The sequence below is a fragment of the Siminovitchia terrae genome (assembly GCF_003605405.2).
In the GTDB taxonomy this organism is placed as follows: domain Bacteria; phylum Bacillota; class Bacilli; order Bacillales; family Bacillaceae_C; genus Siminovitchia; species Siminovitchia terrae.
This window is the reverse complement of record NZ_QYTW02000022.1, coordinates 47,583-66,277: the sequence shown is the minus strand read 5'-3', so window position 1 is coordinate 66,277 and position 18,695 is coordinate 47,583. Positions and strand designations below refer to the sequence as shown.

General features: G+C 40.5%; 19 protein-coding genes, 1 other RNA gene and 1 other annotated feature. Of the genes, 5 read left to right on the top strand and 15 right to left on the bottom strand.

The genetic code is table 11. The features are described from left to right. Nucleotides 1–4 precede the first annotated feature (4 nt). Complete coding sequence (locus tag D5F11_RS26710; protein WP_185830782.1) at nucleotides 5–163, bottom strand: hypothetical protein; 159 nt, start codon at nucleotides 161–163, stop codon at nucleotides 5–7. 94 nt (nucleotides 164–257) lie between these two features. Then, the gene (gene aroC / locus D5F11_RS18540; RefSeq protein WP_120117427.1) at nucleotides 258–1,430 is read right to left on the bottom strand and encodes a chorismate synthase; all 1,173 of its coding nucleotides are present in this window, start codon (nucleotides 1,428–1,430) and stop codon (nucleotides 258–260) included. Between the two features lie 50 nt (nucleotides 1,431–1,480). Then, nucleotides 1,481–1,714, bottom strand: a binding site (T-box leader). 469 nt (nucleotides 1,715–2,183) lie between these two features. Here aroC and D5F11_RS18535 point away from each other — a divergent pair. Continuing rightward, complete coding sequence (locus D5F11_RS18535; RefSeq protein ID WP_120117426.1) at nucleotides 2,184–3,272, top strand: bifunctional 3-deoxy-7-phosphoheptulonate synthase/chorismate mutase; 1,089 nt, start codon at nucleotides 2,184–2,186, stop codon at nucleotides 3,270–3,272. Nucleotides 3,273–3,400: 128 nt separating this feature from the next. On the opposite strand, the gene D5F11_RS18530 is transcribed toward D5F11_RS18535, so the two are convergent. The 6 genes from D5F11_RS18530 to D5F11_RS18505 all read right to left on the bottom strand — a co-directional run bounded on the left by D5F11_RS18530 (nucleotide 3,401) and on the right by D5F11_RS18505 (nucleotide 7,724). Continuing rightward, nucleotides 3,401–4,288 carry a DMT family transporter gene (locus D5F11_RS18530; protein WP_185830781.1) on the bottom strand — a complete coding sequence of 296 codons (888 nt, stop codon included), beginning with the start codon at nucleotides 4,286–4,288 and terminating at the stop codon, nucleotides 3,401–3,403. 216 nt (nucleotides 4,289–4,504) lie between these two features. Continuing rightward, nucleotides 4,505–6,010: a carboxypeptidase M32 gene (locus D5F11_RS18525; RefSeq protein WP_120117425.1), complete on the bottom strand. Its 1,506-nt coding sequence runs from the start codon at nucleotides 6,008–6,010 to the stop codon at nucleotides 4,505–4,507. Between the two features lie 114 nt (nucleotides 6,011–6,124). Beyond that, entirely contained in the window at nucleotides 6,125–6,310 is a 186-nt protein-coding gene (locus D5F11_RS18520) for a hypothetical protein (protein WP_120117424.1), read from the bottom strand. A 146-nt stretch (nucleotides 6,311–6,456) separates the two neighbouring features. Then, an RNA gene (rnpB, locus tag D5F11_RS18515) (RNase P RNA component class B) lies at nucleotides 6,457–6,852 on the bottom strand. A 61-nt stretch (nucleotides 6,853–6,913) separates the two neighbouring features. Beyond that, nucleotides 6,914–7,219, bottom strand: coding sequence for a cell division regulator GpsB (gpsB, locus tag D5F11_RS18510; RefSeq protein WP_120117423.1), 306 nt, complete (start codon nucleotides 7,217–7,219; stop codon nucleotides 6,914–6,916). Nucleotides 7,220–7,367: 148 nt separating this feature from the next. Further along, nucleotides 7,368–7,724 carry a CotD family spore coat protein gene (locus D5F11_RS18505; RefSeq protein ID WP_244862079.1) on the bottom strand — a complete coding sequence of 119 codons (357 nt, stop codon included), beginning with the start codon at nucleotides 7,722–7,724 and terminating at the stop codon, nucleotides 7,368–7,370. Nucleotides 7,725–8,037: 313 nt separating this feature from the next. On the opposite strand from D5F11_RS18505, the gene D5F11_RS18500 reads away from it, so the two are divergent. Next, complete coding sequence (locus D5F11_RS18500) at nucleotides 8,038–8,508, top strand: Hsp20/alpha crystallin family protein (RefSeq protein ID WP_120117422.1); 471 nt, start codon at nucleotides 8,038–8,040, stop codon at nucleotides 8,506–8,508. A gap of 294 nt (nucleotides 8,509–8,802) precedes the next feature. Here the strand turns inward: D5F11_RS18500 and D5F11_RS18495 are convergent, their stop codons facing one another. Continuing rightward, nucleotides 8,803–9,246, bottom strand: a complete 444-nt coding sequence (locus D5F11_RS18495; RefSeq protein WP_120117421.1) for a YppG family protein — start codon at nucleotides 9,244–9,246, stop codon at nucleotides 8,803–8,805. 197 nt (nucleotides 9,247–9,443) lie between these two features. Between D5F11_RS18495 and yppF the strand changes: the two genes are divergently transcribed. After that, complete coding sequence (gene yppF / locus D5F11_RS18490) at nucleotides 9,444–9,653, top strand: YppF family protein (protein ID WP_120117420.1); 210 nt, start codon at nucleotides 9,444–9,446, stop codon at nucleotides 9,651–9,653. Between the two features lie 19 nt (nucleotides 9,654–9,672). Here yppF and D5F11_RS18485 read toward each other — a convergent pair whose 3' ends face one another. The 3 genes from D5F11_RS18485 to D5F11_RS18475 all read right to left on the bottom strand — a co-directional run bounded on the left by D5F11_RS18485 (nucleotide 9,673) and on the right by D5F11_RS18475 (nucleotide 11,493). Next, on the bottom strand, nucleotides 9,673–10,050 hold the full coding sequence (locus D5F11_RS18485; RefSeq protein WP_120117419.1) for a YppE family protein: 378 nt from the start codon (nucleotides 10,048–10,050) through the stop codon (nucleotides 9,673–9,675). 99 nt (nucleotides 10,051–10,149) lie between these two features. Next, nucleotides 10,150–10,356 carry a hypothetical protein gene (locus tag D5F11_RS18480; RefSeq protein WP_126646627.1) on the bottom strand — a complete coding sequence of 69 codons (207 nt, stop codon included), beginning with the start codon at nucleotides 10,354–10,356 and terminating at the stop codon, nucleotides 10,150–10,152. Nucleotides 10,357–10,494: 138 nt separating this feature from the next. Further along, entirely contained in the window at nucleotides 10,495–11,493 is a 999-nt protein-coding gene (locus D5F11_RS18475; protein ID WP_245998252.1) for a DUF2515 family protein, read from the bottom strand. 85 nt (nucleotides 11,494–11,578) lie between these two features. On the opposite strand from D5F11_RS18475, the gene recU reads away from it, so the two are divergent. Then, nucleotides 11,579–12,190 carry a Holliday junction resolvase RecU gene (gene recU / locus D5F11_RS18470; protein ID WP_120117417.1) on the top strand — a complete coding sequence of 204 codons (612 nt, stop codon included), beginning with the start codon at nucleotides 11,579–11,581 and terminating at the stop codon, nucleotides 12,188–12,190. A gap of 40 nt (nucleotides 12,191–12,230) precedes the next feature. Beyond that, nucleotides 12,231–14,909 carry a transglycosylase domain-containing protein gene (locus D5F11_RS18465; protein ID WP_120117416.1) on the top strand — a complete coding sequence of 893 codons (2,679 nt, stop codon included), beginning with the start codon at nucleotides 12,231–12,233 and terminating at the stop codon, nucleotides 14,907–14,909. 728 nt (nucleotides 14,910–15,637) lie between these two features. Here D5F11_RS18465 and nth read toward each other — a convergent pair. The 3 genes from nth to D5F11_RS18450 form a co-directional block, all read right to left on the bottom strand. Further along, nucleotides 15,638–16,306 carry an endonuclease III gene (nth, locus tag D5F11_RS18460; RefSeq protein WP_120117415.1) on the bottom strand — a complete coding sequence of 223 codons (669 nt, stop codon included), beginning with the start codon at nucleotides 16,304–16,306 and terminating at the stop codon, nucleotides 15,638–15,640. Nucleotides 16,307–16,331: 25 nt separating this feature from the next. Continuing rightward, nucleotides 16,332–17,033, bottom strand: a complete 702-nt coding sequence (locus D5F11_RS18455) for a DnaD domain-containing protein (RefSeq protein WP_120117414.1) — start codon at nucleotides 17,031–17,033, stop codon at nucleotides 16,332–16,334. A gap of 464 nt (nucleotides 17,034–17,497) precedes the next feature. Continuing rightward, the gene (locus D5F11_RS18450; protein WP_120117455.1) at nucleotides 17,498–18,685 is read right to left on the bottom strand and encodes a pyridoxal phosphate-dependent aminotransferase; all 1,188 of its coding nucleotides are present in this window, start codon (nucleotides 18,683–18,685) and stop codon (nucleotides 17,498–17,500) included. Nucleotides 18,686–18,695: the final 10 nt, after the last annotated feature.

Genomic DNA, 18,695 nt, shown 5'->3' with positions numbered 1-18,695 from the left:
ACCTTTATTTTTGTATCAAATGCGCCTTGGCGTATTTGCGCCCAGATTTTATCGAGCTCCGCTCGATAAATTTCCTTGAAAATCTGAGGCATCCGCCGGAGGCTTTAACTTTATTCAGCCGGGGTTTGACCCCCCGCTGAATGGAATACCAATATGCATTCATCTCACCACTTACAGAAGTGGGAGACTTCTGCTGAATGAAGTTAAATCCGGGGCAGCACCTGTCATTCGACAGAGCCGGCACTGCCCTGGGTTACTTAAAAGTTTCTTGTATATTCTTTGTATTGTTCAATGTGTTCTTTTATTGCATCCATTCGATCGTGTCCAAAATGCTCCAACACTGCTGCAGCCAGTTCCCAAGCAACCACTGCCTCGGCAACTACACTTGCTGCTGGAACTGCACAGCTGTCAGATCTTTCGATGCTTGCCTTGAAAGGTTCCTTTGTATCAATATCAACGCTTTGCAACGGTTTGTAGAGTGTCGGTATCGGCTTCATGACACCCCTTACTACAATTGGCATTCCTGTCGACATACCGCCTTCCAGACCACCTGCATTATTGGATCCCCTTGTGTAGCCTTTTTCCTCATCCCACAATATTTCATCATGCACCTGGCTTCCAGGTTTATGCGCTGCTTCGAAACCGATGCCGATTTCCACTCCTTTGAATGCATTAATACTCATGACAGCCCCTGCCAATTTACCATCAAGCTTTCTGTCGTAATGTACATAGCTTCCGACTCCGGCTGGCATACCTTCAATAACGACCTCTACGATTCCTCCAATTGAATCTCCGTGCTCTTTGGCTTCATCAATCGCTCGCATCATTTTTTCCGCAGCTGCTTCATCAAGGCAGCGGACTGGTGATGCTTCAGATCTTTCTTTCAAATCATCAATTGTCTCATATTTTGTATTTTCAGCACGGATCCCTCCGATCTCCAATACATGTCCAGCAACTATGATGCCAAGCTGTTCTAAGATAATTCTTGCAACTGCCCCTGCAGCAACCCTTACAGTTGTTTCACGTGCAGAGGAACGCTCTAGCACATTTCTCATATCTCTATGCCCGTATTTCAAAGCCCCATTCAGGTCTGCGTGACCTGGACGAGGACGAGTCAGCTTTCTTTTTACTTCCTCCTCTTCACCTTCAGCAAGCGGGGCAGCTCCCATTATTTTAGTCCAATGCTTGAAATCCCTATTTTCGACGGCAAGTGTAATCGGCGAGCCCATCGTTTTTCCATGACGAACCCCGCTTAAAATTTGAACCTGATCTTTTTCTATCTGCATCCTTCTTCCACGGCCGTAACCTTTTTGACGTCGGGATAATTGTTCATTCACCATTTCAGCGGTCAGAGTCAAACCTGCCGGAACTCCTTCCAATATTGCAGTCAACTGCGGACCATGTGATTCTCCAGCTGTTAAATATCTCATTCTCAAAGCCCTCCAATAGTCTAATTAAAATAAAAAACGCCCCTGCATATAGCAGGGACGATTCATTATCGCGGTACCACCCTCATTGCGGAAATCCATTTTTTTCCGCCACTCAAACAGATAACGGCTGTTCCCGTCTTTTCATACTGACCTGAACATGTCAAGTGTTCCTAAAAGAAGCTCGAGGAAGTAATTCGCATTCATCTTTGTGCTGATTTTCACCTGCCATCAGCTCTCTAAGAAACAGGGAGATGAACACTACTGTGTCCTGTCATGGCTATTTTCAAAGTTATTTAACATCAATTTTTACCACATTAAGATATTCTTGTAAAGCAATTTTTATATTTTACTTAAGTGCGTGTTCAAAAAGTTGCCAAATTAGAAGCACTAAAGCCGCGGCGGCGAAGTGACGAGCAGCGTAATATATGCTTATAGATACATGGCAGCACAGCAACAAGCCAACGAAAGAGATTTGCTGCTTAATTATTTATTTGGTGACTCTGAACATCCCCTATAATAGACGAAAATGTTCATATTTACCGGCCATCACTACGGGGACATGGTGGTATAATTAAAAATAGGCAAACAATTTAAAAAATCCACTTGACAAGAGTTCAAATACGGTTTAATGTGTTGAGCTATCAATAAAAATTATAACACACTTGCTTTACAGCGTTGAAGTCCTAAAGTTATTTTTCTCAAAAAAATATTCAATCGCTGTGATGCAGTGAATAAATCAAGGAGGGCTTATCGTTGTCAGAACTGGAAGGGTTACGTTCTCAAATTGAGAAAACCACATTGCAAATTTTAGAACTGTTAAACGAACGAGGCCGAATCGCTCAAGAAATCGGCAAATTAAAAGAAATGCAGGGCGTGAAACGTTTTGACCCTGTCCAAGAGCGAAAGCTGTTGAATATGATTGCAGATCACAACGAAGGCCCATTTACTACATCAACTGTTCAACACATATTCAAACAAATCTTTAAAGCAAGTCTTGAATTGCAGGAAGATGATCATCGTCAAGCCCTGCTCGTTTCAAGAAAGAAAAAGCCTGATGACACAATCGTCTCCATTCATGGTGAGAATATTGGAGATGGGAAGGCGCACTTTATCATGGGACCTTGTGCAGTTGAAAGCTACGATCAAGTAAAAGCCGTAGCACAGGCATTAAAGGCCCAAGGTTTGAAACTTCTTCGTGGAGGAGCTTTCAAACCACGGACTTCTCCTTACGACTTCCAGGGACTTGGCTTGGATGGCTTGAAGATTTTGAAACAGGTTGCTGATGAAGAAGGTCTGGCTGTTGTCAGTGAGATTCTCAATCCTTATGACATGGAAGCGGCGCTCGACTATGTAGACGTCATTCAAATTGGCGCACGCAACATGCAAAACTTTGAATTATTGAAGGTTGCTGGTGCTGTACGCAAACCTGTACTTTTAAAACGTGGACTTGCAGCAACGATTGAAGAGTTCATGTATGCAGCCGAATATATTCATGCACAAGGAAACAACCAAATCATTCTTTGTGAGAGAGGAATTCGCACATACGAAAAGGCAACAAGGAACACTCTTGATATTTCTGCTGTTCCTATCTTGAAAAAAGAAACGCATTTGCCTGTTGTGGTTGACGTTACTCATTCAACCGGGCGGAAAGATCTCCTTCTTCCTGCAACAAAAGCGGCAATTGCAATTGGAGCGGATGCTGTCATGGCTGAAGTGCACCCTGATCCTGCAGTCGCACTTTCTGATTCCGCTCAGCAAATGGACATTGAACAGTTCAACAAGTACATGGAAGAAGCCAAAGCCTTTGCTGGAAAAATTCAAAAAGATACAGCTAACCTTTAATGGCAAATCTGTTTCTAAACTAAAACAAAAAAACGATTCAATTTCGACTATCCGAAATTGAATCGTTTTTTTTGAGCTGCGACCATTTACAGAACGCTTTTAAGGGGCAAGCTCATAGCCGCCCTTTTTTATAAAAATAATTCTTTTTTCGTTTTCCTCTCGTAACTGATTATCAAAATCGACGAAACAATCATACTCGCTCCTGCAAGCTGCCCTCCATAAAGCTGTTCGTGGAAAAGGAGAATGCCAATTATGACGGCCGCGACGGGCTCAACTGTCGCCAAAATCGAAGCTGTGCTCGTTTCTACTTTACTCAGTCCAGTCGTATAAAGCAAATAGGCAATTACAGTTGGGATCAAACCCAACCCTACGATATACAGCCACCCTTCAAGCGGGAGCCCAAAAGTTTTTTTCCAAAACGGAAAAAATGGCAGCAGACAAATCGACGCAATCAAAAACGTATACAGGGTAATCGTCATGGAGTTATATTTTCTTAAAGCCAACTTGCTAAAAATGCTGTAAAGGGCATACCCCAATCCCGAGCATAAGCCGATGACAAACCCTAGTAATGTCCAGTTGCCAGAACTGTTGTCACCAGACAGCGCTATGACAGCACACCCCGTCACAGTCATCAAAACAGCCGCAAGCTTTTTCCCTGTCAATCTCTCCTTTAAAAATAGGTTCGATAAAACCACAACAAAAGCCGGACCGGTATAGAGCAGCATTACCGCAATTGAAATAGACATCATATTCATTGCAGTAAAGTATGCCCAGTTAAAAAATGCAATGCTGAAAAGTCCCGTCCCAATGAAATACCATATATGCCGTAATTGTACTTGCATTTGACCCTTAGAGTTCGCGGCTATAGCAATCGGAATAAAACAAATGAATGCGCCGGTCACACGGATTGTAACGATCTCCATCTCCGTAAAACCATAATAGGTCAGCTTCTTTACAAAAATGGCAAGAGTTCCCCACAATAATGCTCCTAACATTACAGCAAGCCTGGCCAACATGTCCCTGATCCCCTTTTTCAATCTGACAATCTACCAGATCAGGAGACCTATCCTGAAAAGTCAATGTCAGCTGATCTCCGAGATAATTCTTTTTTTTGATATTGAAAAATATACAAACAATCGTAACAGGGTTCAGTGATATCAACTGGGGCTAAACAATTTCAATTATTTAGCCCCAAACCCTTGATACACAGGTGTTTTTATAATCATTCACTATTACAATTCATAAAGTGCGGTATATTTTTTTACAAGATAATCAGTTAAGTATTTAGCTGAAAGTCCCTCCCCTGTAATTTCCTTGATCAGTTCAAGCGGCTTTTTCGTTTTTCCGTAACGATAGATGTGTTTAGAAAGCCATTGCTTTATAGGCTCAAGATTTCCCGTCTTTAATAAACCATCATATTCTGGGATAGCTTTCACCATGGTGTTTTTGATCTGAGCCGCATACATATATCCAAGCAGATAAGAAGGAAAATACCCGAAACTTCCGGCCGCCCAATGTACATCCTGCAACACACCTTCAGCATCGTTTTTGGGGCGAATTCCCAAATATTGTTCATATTTGTTATTCCATATTTCCGGCAAATCATTGATGCTGATTTCGTTATTGAACAAGCCCTTTTCAATTTCATAGCGAATGATAATGTGCAATGGATACGTCAAATTATCTGATTCGATCCGGATTAAAGAAGGTTCGGCTTTGTTAATTGCATGGTAAAATTCATCAATTGAGATATGATCGAGCTGTCTGCCTGCATATTTTTGTAATACTTCAAAATTATATTCCCAAAAGGATCTGTCCCTCGCCAATATATTTTCGTAAAATAGTGATTGTGATTCGTGTATTCCCATCGAAGTTCCGGTACAAAGAGGGGTTCCAATCAACTCTTCCGAAATATTTTGCTCATACAATGCGTGCCCGCCTTCATGGATTATACCAAAAATGGCCATCCTCCAATCACAATCATCATACCTTGTCGTGATACGCACGTCTCCCGGATTGAGGCCGGTGGCAAATGGATGAACGGTTTCATCAAGTCTTCCAGCCTCAAAATCATAACCCATCTGTCCCAATATTTTCAGGCTAAATTCTTTTTGCTTCTCTTTTGAAAATGACTGATAAAGAAAATCTGTTTCTGGCTGGTTTTCAGATTCTTGGATATTCTTTATCAAGGGGATGATGACCTCTTTTAATGTTTCAAATTCCTTGTCTATCGTTTCCACTGTAACGCCAGGTTCATACAAATCGAGTAACGTATTATATTTGTTTCCTCTATAGCCCCAATACTCAATAAACTTCTTATTGAAATGGACAAGCTGCTCTAGGTATGGCTTAAACATGGAAAAATCGGATTTTTCGCGAGCCTCTTCCCATACACTCTCCGCTTCAGTTTGTAAAATGACATATTCCTTATACTCTTTTGGGGGAATCTTCTTGTTCTGGTCATAGACCCTCTTACATTCTTCCAGAGTTTTTTGCACCAACTCCGACAACTCTTGCTTTCTTCCGTATAGTTTTGCGATAAAGGCAGCCATTTCTTCAGATATTGACATTTGAAAGTACTCGTTGGAAAGAACACCAACCACTTGAGACCGCTGTTTTACCCCTTTTTTCGGGGCACCTGTCCTCAAATCCCAATAAATAAGCTGGAGAGCCTCATTAAATGCTTCCATCTTTTTTACATACTCCATAAAAGAAGTTTCGCTCTCACTCAACCTCATGTAAACGCCTCCGATATGTATGAGTATACCAATCTTATAATAAATCAACAGTCTATTCTAGCAAATTGTCCATTTGTCCAAATTAAAACGCAAGTGATCTGAATTCACTTGCGCTCATCTCTGGGCAATATTCCTATTTTCTGAAAGAACATGATGAAGAGCCTTATTCAGACTCTGTTCCGCTTCCAGAAGACGCTTCTTTGCTTCTTCAGGCAAATGCTCATTTTGCAGTATTTCACTTGAGGAATACAATGCATCAGATATCCTTTTGAAATTGCTCATCATATGAGACATATCCATAAATCACTCCCTTTTTTGGAATTTATAACAAAAGTATATTCTAAAAACCAGAAATTATTCTTATTTGCAAGGGCTTTCATTGTATAAAAAAATCAATGCCCTCCAAATTCGGAAGGCATTACTTGTTGATTCACCTATAAATAACATTCTGTAAGCCATGTTCTGTACCTTTGTACTGCTATCGATCATAGGTTGACCTCGTACTTGGGCGGTAATCATCTATCTGCAGGCTTCATGCCTGCCTCTTACTGCGTTCATTTCCGCAATAAAAAGTGCCTCTACCATAATTTGAGTTTCTCGCTCACGGGGTTTACCTCGTTCCACCTTTGTCGTTTCCAACAAAGCTTCGTCACTGTGGCACCTTCAAGGTATTCACATCATATCCTGATAGAACGTAGATGCTTTCCCTGCCGTCAGTCGGAACCCGACTGCCCTGGCTTATTGTTTCACCAGGCGTGATCACTACGGGCATCTCAGCTCCGTGCGAGCATGGACTTTCCTCTGCCGCCTTTAAAAAAGACATGCAGCGATTACCCGAATGTTATTCAACTGGATGATAATTATAATATATAATTGTTATTTTTTCAAGTAGTAAAAAGATGGTTATACATTTTCATCAAGTTTGCTTCCAAATACATGCTTTTCCAAATTTGAAAGCCGCTTCAAAATGTCAAAGTTAGTCGTGCCTGCAGGTTGGATATGCTGACGGCGTGAACTCTCTTCAAGCTGTTTCTTCAACCTCATATTTTCCTGCTGCATCTCATCAATGATCGTATGCATCGATTCATAATCCTTAATGATCAAATCTAAAAACTTATCCACTTCTTCTTGGTTGTATCCTCGTAAACCTGTTTTAAATTCTTTTTCCAATATCTCTTTAGCAGTTAGTTTTAATTTCTCAGCCAACATTCGAGACCACCTCAAATTCAAACGACATTAATATCATTCTTTCAAAATATTGGTTATTTGTCAATTTAACCTAAGGAATATCTCATCCCAGGTCTTTCATTGTATGTATGGAGGCAAGGATGAATTTTTCATCCTTGCTCCTCTCAATTTAATAAGGAAACATTGGTCCCCCCATTGGTCCCATTCCTGGGCCCATCATAGGACCCATCCCTGGGCCAGCCATTGGACCAAATCCCGGGCCAGGAGGTACGCCGATACCAGGTCCTGGGCCAGGAGCAAATGATTGGGTATTTGTCACCTCATTTACGACTGATTCAGTATGCGGGAAATAATGCTGATGCTCACAATTAATATGGTTAACATTAGTTGTATGCGTTGGGTGAATCTCAGGGATGATATTGTTATAAAATTTATGGTTTACACAGCATTTAGTAGGATGAACCACAGCAGGGAGTACTTGTGTTCCGCAATCGACGCAACTTCCACATCCGCAATTTGTCATCATTAGGTCGCTACTCCTTTCTCACCATTAGTTCTTACACTAACACCCTATGTAAAATAACCATACTCGTACTGAATCATATACCTATTTTAATAATAATAATACCATCCAAAAATATTTGTACAACAAACGACACCACTGAACATATTGTGCTAAAATGTTCTGTTCAAAGTCGAATGTTGCGCTTGCCCGGGAAATGTTTTTGGAATATTTTCTATTTCCAACCAATCTGTGCATTAGCGTTAATTGAACAGAGAACTTTTTAATTTATATATTCATACTATACCATATATTAACTCAAGGAGGGAGACCCTCGATGACGGAAAAATTTTCAAAGGATGATTACAATAATAAGAATCCTGAACCAATAAATCACCTAATGAAAGCCATGAATGATTTTTTCGAACATCGTCCAGTAAAAGGCTTTTTAGAAAACCTTGATGAATTATTCAGCTCATCGCCTTTTGCCAACAGCTTATCGGTGGAGCTAAAAGAAACCGAGTCAAAATATATTATTCGGGCGAAGCTTCCCGGGATTAAAAAGGAACAGATTGAAATTGATGTATTACAGCAGTACGTTACAATCACTGTCAAGCATCATGAAACAATCAACACTGAAAACCAGCAGCAGGAATTGATCCAGCATCAAAATACAATGAGAAAAGCTTCGAGAACTATACCACTAGCAAAAGCTATTGATACAAAAAATGTGAAAGCAACATACGAAAACGGTCTTTTAACCGTCTTCATCAACAAGCTGATGGGAAAAAAAGTGGATATTACATGAGAAAAGGAACGGTCTCCTTAGACCGATTCCTTTTTTCATGTTTGAGGAATTTGAGGAAATGAAAAAGCTTAAGTTGTGAATAACCCATTTACCATTTTAAATCCATCTAACTCTCTTCTGAGCCACAGAATATAGCTCTTTAAGGTGGCCGAGTCGTCGAGTTATCCGGTGGCGAACCGACAGGACGTCGCTCCCTGACCCAGGCGAGTGCCGCAAAGCAAGGATTAAGTTAATAACTGATGAAAACAAAGGCAAGCCCTCGCCTAGGTTTGAGCCGATAATACGCCATTGTGCTTAGGATTTAAAAAATCCCCCCAGACCTTTGGCCATATTTGAAACTTGTGTCAACGCATTCATCATTTGGCCTGCAGTATCCATCATTTTGTTTAAATCAAGAGAACCGTTTTGGGATTTGAATGAATTCAAGAATGTGTTGAAATGACCTGATTGCGCTGGTTTGGGGAATTTGGGAATTTGATAAGGTTGAGTATATTCACCCTGATATTGGGTAAGCAGATGATCTTCTTCAGTCTGCAACGGATTATGAAATAATTGGCTTGGCATGTTATTGCTCCCCTGAGGCTGGTTCATATATTGTTGTTGAGTATGCATATGATTCATTTGCGGAGCCGGTTGGTAAAAGCCATTAGGGGGATACATCCCATAACCTGCATGATAAGGAGCGTACATGTGGTGATAAGGAGATAATAAGCTTGTATTCCTTCTCATGTAGTACATCCATGTTATCCTCCTTCTTCAGAATTACTCTACATATAAAATATGCGCTTTGAGGGAAAACGTGATGAACGCACAATTGCAAACGCATACAAAAAATGTCGATTTTTCTTTCCCTTTGTCGGAAGTCTCACTTTTCTATTAAAAAGAAAATCAAAAATTCTATGTTACTATGTAAAAAAAGCCTGGGAGGTATGTTCATGACAATTCACGAATTGAAGGAAAAGTTTTTCCAAAAAAGGTCATATCCTATTGAAGACACTTGTCAATTGTTGGACTTTGCTAAACAGACTTATATTAATAACGAAATATCCCTAAAGGAATTCCGGAGTATTATTCGTGAGTTGGAAGCACTTGGGGCCCATAATGTGGATGTTGATTTTGAAAGCGCTATTAAAACTGAAGCATAAAAGAAAGCAAATCCCGGGGTCATTGATCCGGGGATTTGCTTTCTTTTATTTCTTCAAGGATTCGTTCCAGAATATATTCAATCGATTGAATATGGCCCTTGAATTTTTTTAAGCTTGTATTGGAAAAAAATGCTCTAATGGATACCATTTGAAGATTTTCGGCAGTATTTTTTATTTGTAAGGGATAAAGATTTTTTGGCCTGATATCGTCCACCCATTGAACAGCTTCCCGTTCCCACTCCTCACTCATTGCTTTGACTTTGTCAGCGAATGGCTTTACCTCTTTATAAAAATCGCTCTGTTTTCCGGTTTTACGGCAATGATGATAGGACTCAGCTGCTTGGCGATTGTATTCAAGCAACCCCCTTGTCATTTCTTCCAAATGCCTATATTTCATCTTTCTTCAGCCCCTCTATTTACAGCTGAATAAAGCTGCCTGATGCGACTAACTGCAATAATCATCTTATACTCTTACAAGCAACATTTCAAGATGGCTTTATGAAACATGGTATTGCCTTATTCGCTCTCTCGCACTTTTCAGTTCCAATTGGGCAAGCTTTCTATCCACGGACCTTCTTTCACGATCCATAGCGACCGTTTCGTTCGACTCTTCGCTTCTAACCCGTTCGCAAACTTGTTTTTCCAACAAATCCAACTGCTCTTTGATTTCCGCCAACCTGTTGAGACAATCATTCATATTCATCGTTATCTCCTCCGTCAAGACTTGTTTGATAACGTATTCTCTCTTATAAATCAACTTCCTTCCATCCTGACAAAACTAGAAGCAAATCGGCAAACAAAGTGTTAAATTTTTTACCTCGGAGCGCTTTTCGACAGGTTGTCACCGTTTCGATAGCAACTGCTTTGCAAGATGATATAGTTCTAGCTGTTCATCCTTTTGATAAAACCAATTTGTCAAAGCAACTGGTGAAATCGTGCATGGAGCTTTCTCCCATCCCGGCTTGGGCTGGTGATTTAATGACCAGTCTCCCACCTGCCTGTTGTGATGTTCAATAATAGGCAGTACAGTCCTAATAAAAGGATTCTTCCGCTTTCTTTTTTCATAGCCATACCGTTCATAATCATAACGTGAACCTGTAGGCTCTGTGTTGATGGCGAAATGGAGAAATCGTGGGTAAAGATCATCGTCAAACAAAATGGAGGAAAGGCGTTTGCCCAAATCAATCCTCTTCCATACCTTTTTAAATTGAACTACACTCTCTCCATACAACTCACCATTGGTTGTCGGAAAAATAACACAATTAAAATGTAAAAGCTCATGAAGAATAAAAAATGCCGAATGAAATATTTTGTACTTATAAGATGGATGTAAAATAACCGGTTGTTGAATGACATACTGTTCGTTGACAATCAGGGCATACAGCAGCCTCTTCCTGTCTCCCATTTCCCAAAAAAGCTGCCATTCATATTGCATAAAGCTCGAGACATAAAAATGCTCCAGCAAATGAAACAGTGGCCGTCCGATCATTTTTGAATATTGATATATAAGCAGTTGAGGAAAGGCATCTTTAAAAATAATCCAATTCGCCTTTTCTAATGTAAGAAAAAGCCTTTTTCTAGTCTCTTCATCAAGCAAATCAGGGATTACTTCTCCATATAGATCTCCCATATTCCAGCCAGTATTCCTCGAAACCATCGAGGCCAAAAAAGCCCATGCTATTTCTGGATTTTTCAAAAAATAACGTTGATAGGTTTTTGTCCTTGAAATATTATCTTTATTTCCTTTATACTCTTCCTGTTTAATTTGATTTATAATAAAATGTTCATTGGATTGAATCCTGTAAAATGAACTATCGGGCTTCATCACTGTTTGCTCCAAATCATTTTCTCTTTAATATGTACTAAAGTTCCATATTTTTATTCAATGCCTGTGATATAATTTAGTTTCATAAGGGGGATAAATCATGGAATTTCATTATCCTACAGGCCGTAAATATGTGGCACAGCCTAAAACAGTTAAAAAAGCAGAGTCTCCTAATAAAGATATTATTTATAGCAATAGGGGCATGACACTGGAAGAAGATTTAAACGAGACAAATCAATATTATTTAACTAAAGGACTGGCTGTCATCCATAAAAAGCCCACGCCGGTCCAAATCGTTCATGTTGATTATGCTAAGAGGAGCACAGCGGTTATCAAAGAAGCATACTTTCGCCAAGCATCAACAACTGATTATAATGGGATATCCAATGGAAAATATATCGATTTCGAGGCAAAAGAGACAAAAAGCTCCACATCCTTTCCATTAAAAAATATTCATGAACACCAGATAGATCACATGAAAAATGTAATCAAACAAAATGGAATTGCTTTTGTCATTATTCGTTTTTCAGCTTCGGAAGAAATCTTTTTGCTTGAAGGCGAGCGCCTATTCAAATTTTGGGACCGCATGGAAAATGGCGGACGCAAATCAATCACAAAACAGGAATTGGAAACCTATGGGCATTCCATCGAAATAGGATGGGCACCAAGGATCGATTATTTAAAAATCTTACGGAATCTCTATTCTTTCTAAAATGATAAGGATACTGCGGTACGGAAAGTGAGGATTATTAATGGGAGAGAATTATCAATCTCGGACAGAACGGCGCCGTAAAGTGGGTGCCAATAAAAAGCAAGATACAAATAAAGGCAAGAAAAAAAGCTTATTCAAAAAAGTGATTGTGGTTTTTTTAATTCTTGCATTTGTAGGTTTGGCGGCTGGTGCCGGTACGTTTGCCTGGTATGTTAAGGATGCACCCAAGCTAGATAAGCAATTGCTAGTTGACCCCGTTGCATCTCAATTGCTTGATATTAACGGAGAGGTATTTACGACACTGGGAGCAGAACGACGTGATTATGTTGAATTTGATCATATTTCTAAACAGGTAAAGGATGCTGTTTTAGCTACAGAAGATGTACGCTTTTATAAGCATCATGGGATCGATATCAAGAGGCTTGCCGGCGCTGTCCTTGCGAATTTTTCACGGGGCTTCGGTTCTGAAGGAGCTTCTACATTAACACAGCAGGTTGTTAAACGCTCTTTCCTTTCTGACGAAAAAACACTGAAAAGAAAAGCGCAGGAAGCATGGCTTTCCATCCAGCTTGAAAATAATTACACGAAAGACCAGATCTTTGAGATGTATGTGAATAAAATCTATTATTCCAACGGGATTCACGGAATTGAAACAGCTTCAAAGTTCTATTTTAATAAAACCCTTGATGAATTGGAGTTGCAGGAAGCAGCATTTTTGGCAGGACTTCCACAAAGCCCGAACAATTATAATCCGTATAAACATCTTGAAAAAGCGGATAAAAGGAAAAACATCGTTTTATCACTGATGCATCAGCATGGCAAGATCAGCAAAGAACAAATGGAAAAAGCACAGAAAATTTCCGTTGCTGAAACACTCGTTCCCCAAGAGGAGAACCAAAAAGAATCTTATAAATATGATTCTTTTGTGGATCAAGTCATCAGGGAAGTAGAAGAAATGGGAGACTATAATGTCTTTGCGGATGGGTTGAAAATTTATACAACACTTGATCCGGATGCACAGAAACACACCGAAAATATGCTCTTTACGGACGAAGTCGTCCAATATCCGGACGAAAAATTCCAAGCCGGGATCGTATTGATGGATACAAAATCAGGGGAAGTAAGGGCAATTGGAGGCAGCAGGAACCAAGAGGTTAAACGTGGACGCAACTTCGCTACACAATTGAAAGATAAAACTCCGGGGTCTACTGCAAAACCGATTTTTGATTATGGCCCTGCTATTGAATATCTAAATTGGTCTACCTATGAGCAAATTGTGGATGAGCCATATACTTACTCAAATGGTTCACCAATCAATAATTATAACAGAACCCATTTAGGACAAATGTCTATGCGCGAAGCATTATATATGTCAAGAAATATCCCGGCCTTAAAAGCTTTCCAAGAAGCTGGGCAGGAAAATGTCAAACAGTTTGCAGAAAAACTGGGATTGGACGATTCTGATCTTGTGGAAGCAGACTCAATCGGAGGCGGTGAACAGCATCCTTCCCCTATGACTCTTGCCGGTGCTTATGCAGCCTTTGGCAATAACGGGATGTACAATAAACCGCATACGGTCAAAAAGATTGTTCTAATGGATGAAGAAACAGAAATCAAAAATAAAGTGGAGCCGGAAGTTGCCATGAAGGATTCAACAGCTTACATGGTCACCGATATGTTAAAAGATGTGCTTTCGGGTAAAGCCGGTGCTACAGGTGGAGCTGCTGCTATACCTGGATTGCCAGTAGCCGGGAAAACCGGTACAACTAACTATACTCAAAAAGAGATGTTGGAGAATAACATTCCAGATGGAAGTTCCCCAGACTCTTGGTTCGCTGGCTATACAACGAATTATACAATTGCTGTTTGGACAGGCTATGAGAACAGAAAGAATCCAATCCTTCCAAAGGACTTGACAATCTCTCAGCAGCTATTCAAAAGCCTGATGACCCATGTATCAGCGGATATTCAAACGCCTGATTTTACCATGCCTAAGAGCGTAGTAAGGGCTGCAGTTGAAAAAGGATCCAACCCTGCCAAAAAACCAAGTAAACATACTCCGGATAGCAATATTGTGTACGAGTTATTTGTTGCAGGTACGCAGCCGACAGAAGTATCCCAGACATACGATAAATTAGATGCCCCATCAGTGAGCGGAAAATATGACAAGGGTGGAAAACAAGTTGTCTTCTCATGGAGTCATTCTGATAAGGATGTGAAATACAACGTACAGGTTGACCTTGGGGGCGGCAAGAAAAAAGACCTTGGTACAACATCCGATACTGGATACACAATCAGTGCGGTAGAACCTGGTGAAACTTACGGAATACAAGTTGTCGCAGTTTCTGGTTCTCAACGAAGTGCTGCTGGAACAGCCAGCGTGACAGTCCCGTCTGACGAAGATGAAAAAGATGAGGATGAGGACGAGGAAGATGAAGACAAGCAAGATGAGGATGATCAGGATTCTGAAGACCAGGACGATCCAGAAAATCAAGATGAAGATCAGAATAAGGATCAAGAGCCTGATCAAGACCAAAATGATGATAAACAAGATCCAAACAATGAACAGCAGCCTGATAACGGGAATAACGGCAATGAAAATCCGGGAAATCAAAATCCAGGAAATGACAACAAAGATGATAATAAGGATAAAGAACCTGATAACCCTGAAGCGCCAACCAACGTAATCCCTGATGGCCGCGAAGAAGATAATGGATAAAAAGATGAGGCTGTCTAAAAAGCCCCTAAAGTAAATCAGTCGGAGGAAAACAGTTTTTTCGTTTTTCTCCGACTGATTTTGTATTTGTGGATCTCTCCCTCCGAAAGCAGCCGGCGGATACCTGATATTGTGAGGCCATGGCCACAATCCCAAACTCCACGTGAAGGCACCGCAGGGATACCGGCGGAACGACCGATTGCCCTTGCTTTCTAGCTCGGATTTGCGTTGAGCGCAGATCCAAAAGTTGTTTTCGCCTTCGCGCTCATTTTACTAGCGGGAAGGCATTTATAGTAAAAACAGGAAAAAATATAACAAAATGTCTTTTGTAACTGAACGTCTATACAGAAAAGTAGGATATTGTCCGAATTAGATGATATTTTGTCCAAGCATGAGGATTTACTATCCAGGAAAAGCTGAATACTGGCCAATTTGACCGTGATATTGGCCGAAAAAAATACTAGCCGAGTAAGAAAAAAATATCCGAAAAAGTTTACTGTCCAAATTAGCTGAAGTACTGTCCAGGCATGAAGAGATACTATCCTGAAAAAAGAAATACTAGTCAGTTTGACCGAATTACTGCCGAAAAAATAAAAATACTATCCAAGTAAGAGAATGCTATCCCCAAAAGCGGAATGATTTCTTTTATCTTTGAAGTTGGTCCGGTAATAGTAACCGTTTTTAATGAAAACAGCAAAAAACGGGCACTAAGCCCGTTGGTCATCCTTTTTTTATTTTTTTAATGTTACAGCATCTTTCTTTTTCATTCTTTTTTTCCCTTCCCTGCACACATCGAGTAAAGGGCAAATATGACATTGCGGATTTTGAGCCTTACAATGGTATCTTCCAAAAAAGATCATTCTATGATGGCTGACAGACCATAGTTCTTTCGGTATTTTTCTCATAAGTGCCTTTTCAACTTCTAATACACTGTCTTTCCAGCGACAGAACGCCAACCGCTTGCTGACACGTTCAACATGTGTATCTACGGCAATGGCAGGAACTCCAAAAGCCACAGAGACAACTACATTTGCAGTCTTACGACCGACCCCAGGTAGTTTAACAAGCTCATCACGATCCTGAGGCACTTCTCCCCCATACTCTTCCAATAACAGAAGACACAATTTTTGAATGTTTTTCGCCTTATTACGATAAAGTCCGATTGAACGGATATCCTGCTGTAGTTCCTCTACAGAAACTTGTAAGTAGTCCTCTGGCGTTTTATATTTTTTAAAAAGCGATTTTGTTACCTTGTTAACAAGTACATCAGTGCATTGCGCCGATAATAAGACAGCAATAACAAGCTCAAACGGGTTCGAATGATTTAGTTCACATTCTGCTTCTGGAAACATTTCTCCCATTGTATCTATACAAAACCGGATATCCTGTTTATTTAACATATGCCTCACCTTCCACTGCCATAGATCATGGTTCGAGCCAATTATAAAACGGAATGGTCTTAGACGATTCTTCTGATGCCGACCGAGTGGGCTGTTTTGATTTTTGCCTGAATTGTATGCCCTGCATCCTAGCCTGTTCAATTGTACGGACTCCGTTTCTTTTCCAATTGAATAGAATTCGGTCTATATAGCGGAAGCTCAGCTTTCCCGCCAATACTGCTTCTCTCAATGCTGCTTTGATAAGTACCGGATCCTGTCCGTCATCATCAAGCCACATGGCCAGATTTTCGCATTCCATTGGAGACAGCGGCCTTCCAAATTCCTGCTCAAAAATAGTATATAAATTATTTTCTTCATGCAATGTATGTTTTAAGTCGCTCTGTTTTTTCTCAAATTGCAACTCATCAGCGAGTCTTACCCATAGTGGGCTTAATGAATATGTCTCAAAATGGATCCCATCTTCCGACATACCTTCCTCAATCGAAAGAAATTGCATCTGAACAAGTTTTCTTAACTGGGTGGAACATTCACTGGTGTTGATTGTCATTCTTTCTGCCAATTGTTCAGGTGTAGGAAAGCCATTTCCTGACTCAATAAATGACATAATATGAAATAGTAATGCCAATTCTTTCTCATCCAAACCGATCTGCTTATACTTTTGCAATAAAAGATTTGGGACTTGAATCATGCCGGCTTCCATCCACGACACTATTATATCTTTATCCATATTCAGCACCTCGTCTTTACTAGCGTGGAAACCGCTTTGTCCTGACTAAAAAAATTATAAAATACTGGTGTTTGTGAATAACTTATTTATCATATTTTGTGCTCTTTCCAGCTTCGAAGGACAGGACGTCTTAATGACAGAATGCCACTGCTCGAGCCCGCCAAGTGTCATTTGGCGCAAGGATTAAGCCAATCGCTGAAGCACTGATAAGCAGACACTCTCGCACTTCGTTTCCCTTTATCTCATTAGAGTTACTGTCAGTTACAACGCACCTTAGCCCTCGAGGCATAGGCCTCTTCCGGCTGAGAAACGTCTCCTCTGGAATTGTCTTATGCTTGTCGGGGTTGGCAAGGCGTTTTCGCCATTCAACTTAGTCTGAACGTCGGTGAACAGGAGCTTGCGCATTTGCCCTTCGATAGAAAAACCACGCACAAGTTGCACGTGGCTTTAGTTCCAAAAATAAATTAATGGCTTTTAGACTCCACAAAAGATTGAATGCGGCGGATTGCTTCCTCCAGCAATTCTAGCGATGTAGCATAGGAAAGCCTAATGTTTTCGGGCGAGCCAAAGCTGGAACCGGGAACAACAGCTACCAACGCCTCTTCAAGCAATGCCTCCACAAAGCTGTCTACATCCTTGTAACCGGAAATTACAGCGGCTTCTTTGACGTTTGGATACAGATAAAATGCTCCTTGAGGTTTCAGGCAGGTTACACCTGGAATATTTGTGAGCTTCTCAAAAATGATGTTCATTCGTTCTTCAAAAGCCTGTCTCATTTTTTCAACGGATTCCTGGGTTCCGTTATAAGCTTCAATTGCTCCGAATTGAGATGTGGTTGTAGGGTTCGATGTTGAATGACTTGCAACATCTGTCATCGCTTTAATGATTTTTTCATTTCCAGCTGCGTATCCAATTCTCCAGCCGGTCATAGAATGCGATTTAGACACCCCATTAATAATAACCGTTAAATCTTTGAGCTCAGGTGACAGCTCTGCTATTGAAACATGCTCGTGGCCGCCGTATAAAAGTTTTTCGTATATTTCATCAGAGATGATCAATATATTATGTACTTTACACACTTCACCAATCTCAGCCAACTCTTCTTTAGAGTAAATCATACCTGTCGGATTGCTTGGAGAGTTAATAATCACAGCTTTTGTTTTTGGTGTTATGGCATCCTCAAGCTGTTTTCTGGTAATTTTGAAATGATTGGCTTCTTCTCCATTGATAAAAACTGGCTCGCCTCCTGCCAATTTTACTTGCTCAGGATAGCTAACCCAGTATGGTGTCGGGATAATAACCTCATCTCCATCGTTCAAGATGACTTGGAAAAGTGTGTAAAGGGCATGCTTTGCTCCGTTTGTAACAATGATTTCGGAAGCTTGATAATCAAGACCCTGATCCCTTTTGAATTTTCCAATGATCGCCTTTTTCAATTCAGCAAGTCCGCCAGCAGGTGTATACTTTGTATGTCCTTCTTCCATGGAACGATATGCCGCTTGAATGATGTTTTCTGGAGTATTGAAATCAGGTTCACCAGCCCCAAGCCCAATTACGTCGAGGCCACTCGCTTTTAATTCTTTTGCTTTCGCTGTTATAGCCAGTGTGGATGAAGGTGCAACTTTAGACACCCGATGTGACAATTCAATCATTTGCATTCCC

Bases quoted from the DNA above. Each gene is read 5' to 3' on its own strand.
- D5F11_RS26710 (WP_185830782.1), bottom strand. From the start codon at position 163: ATGAATGCATATTGGTATTCCATTCAGCGGGGGGTCAAACCCCGGCTG.
- aroC (WP_120117427.1), bottom strand. From the start codon at position 1,430: ATGAGATATTTAACAGCTGGAGAATCACATGGTCCGCAGTTGACTGCA.
- D5F11_RS18530 (WP_185830781.1), bottom strand. From the start codon at position 4,288: ATGTTGGCCAGGCTTGCTGTAATGTTAGGAGCATTATTGTGGGGAACT.
- D5F11_RS18525 (WP_120117425.1), bottom strand. From the start codon at position 6,010: ATGAGGTTGAGTGAGAGCGAAACTTCTTTTATGGAGTATGTAAAAAAG.
- D5F11_RS18520 (WP_120117424.1), bottom strand. From the start codon at position 6,310: ATGGATATGTCTCATATGATGAGCAATTTCAAAAGGATATCTGATGCA.
- gpsB (WP_120117423.1), bottom strand. From the start codon at position 7,219: ATGTTGGCTGAGAAATTAAAACTAACTGCTAAAGAGATATTGGAAAAA.
- D5F11_RS18505 (WP_244862079.1), bottom strand. From the start codon at position 7,724: ATGATGACAAATTGCGGATGTGGAAGTTGCGTCGATTGCGGAACACAA.
- D5F11_RS18500 (WP_120117422.1), top strand. From the start codon at position 8,038: ATGACGGAAAAATTTTCAAAGGATGATTACAATAATAAGAATCCTGAA.
- D5F11_RS18495 (WP_120117421.1), bottom strand. From the start codon at position 9,246: ATGTACTACATGAGAAGGAATACAAGCTTATTATCTCCTTATCACCAC.
- yppF (WP_120117420.1), top strand. From the start codon at position 9,444: ATGACAATTCACGAATTGAAGGAAAAGTTTTTCCAAAAAAGGTCATAT.
- D5F11_RS18485 (WP_120117419.1), bottom strand. From the start codon at position 10,050: ATGAAATATAGGCATTTGGAAGAAATGACAAGGGGGTTGCTTGAATAC.
- D5F11_RS18480 (WP_126646627.1), bottom strand. From the start codon at position 10,356: ATGAATATGAATGATTGTCTCAACAGGTTGGCGGAAATCAAAGAGCAG.
- recU (WP_120117417.1), top strand. From the start codon at position 11,579: ATGGAATTTCATTATCCTACAGGCCGTAAATATGTGGCACAGCCTAAA.
- D5F11_RS18465 (WP_120117416.1), top strand. From the start codon at position 12,231: ATGGGAGAGAATTATCAATCTCGGACAGAACGGCGCCGTAAAGTGGGT.
- nth (WP_120117415.1), bottom strand. From the start codon at position 16,306: ATGTTAAATAAACAGGATATCCGGTTTTGTATAGATACAATGGGAGAA.
- D5F11_RS18455 (WP_120117414.1), bottom strand. From the start codon at position 17,033: ATGGATAAAGATATAATAGTGTCGTGGATGGAAGCCGGCATGATTCAA.
- D5F11_RS18450 (WP_120117455.1), bottom strand. From the start codon at position 18,685: ATGATTGAATTGTCACATCGGGTGTCTAAAGTTGCACCTTCATCCACA.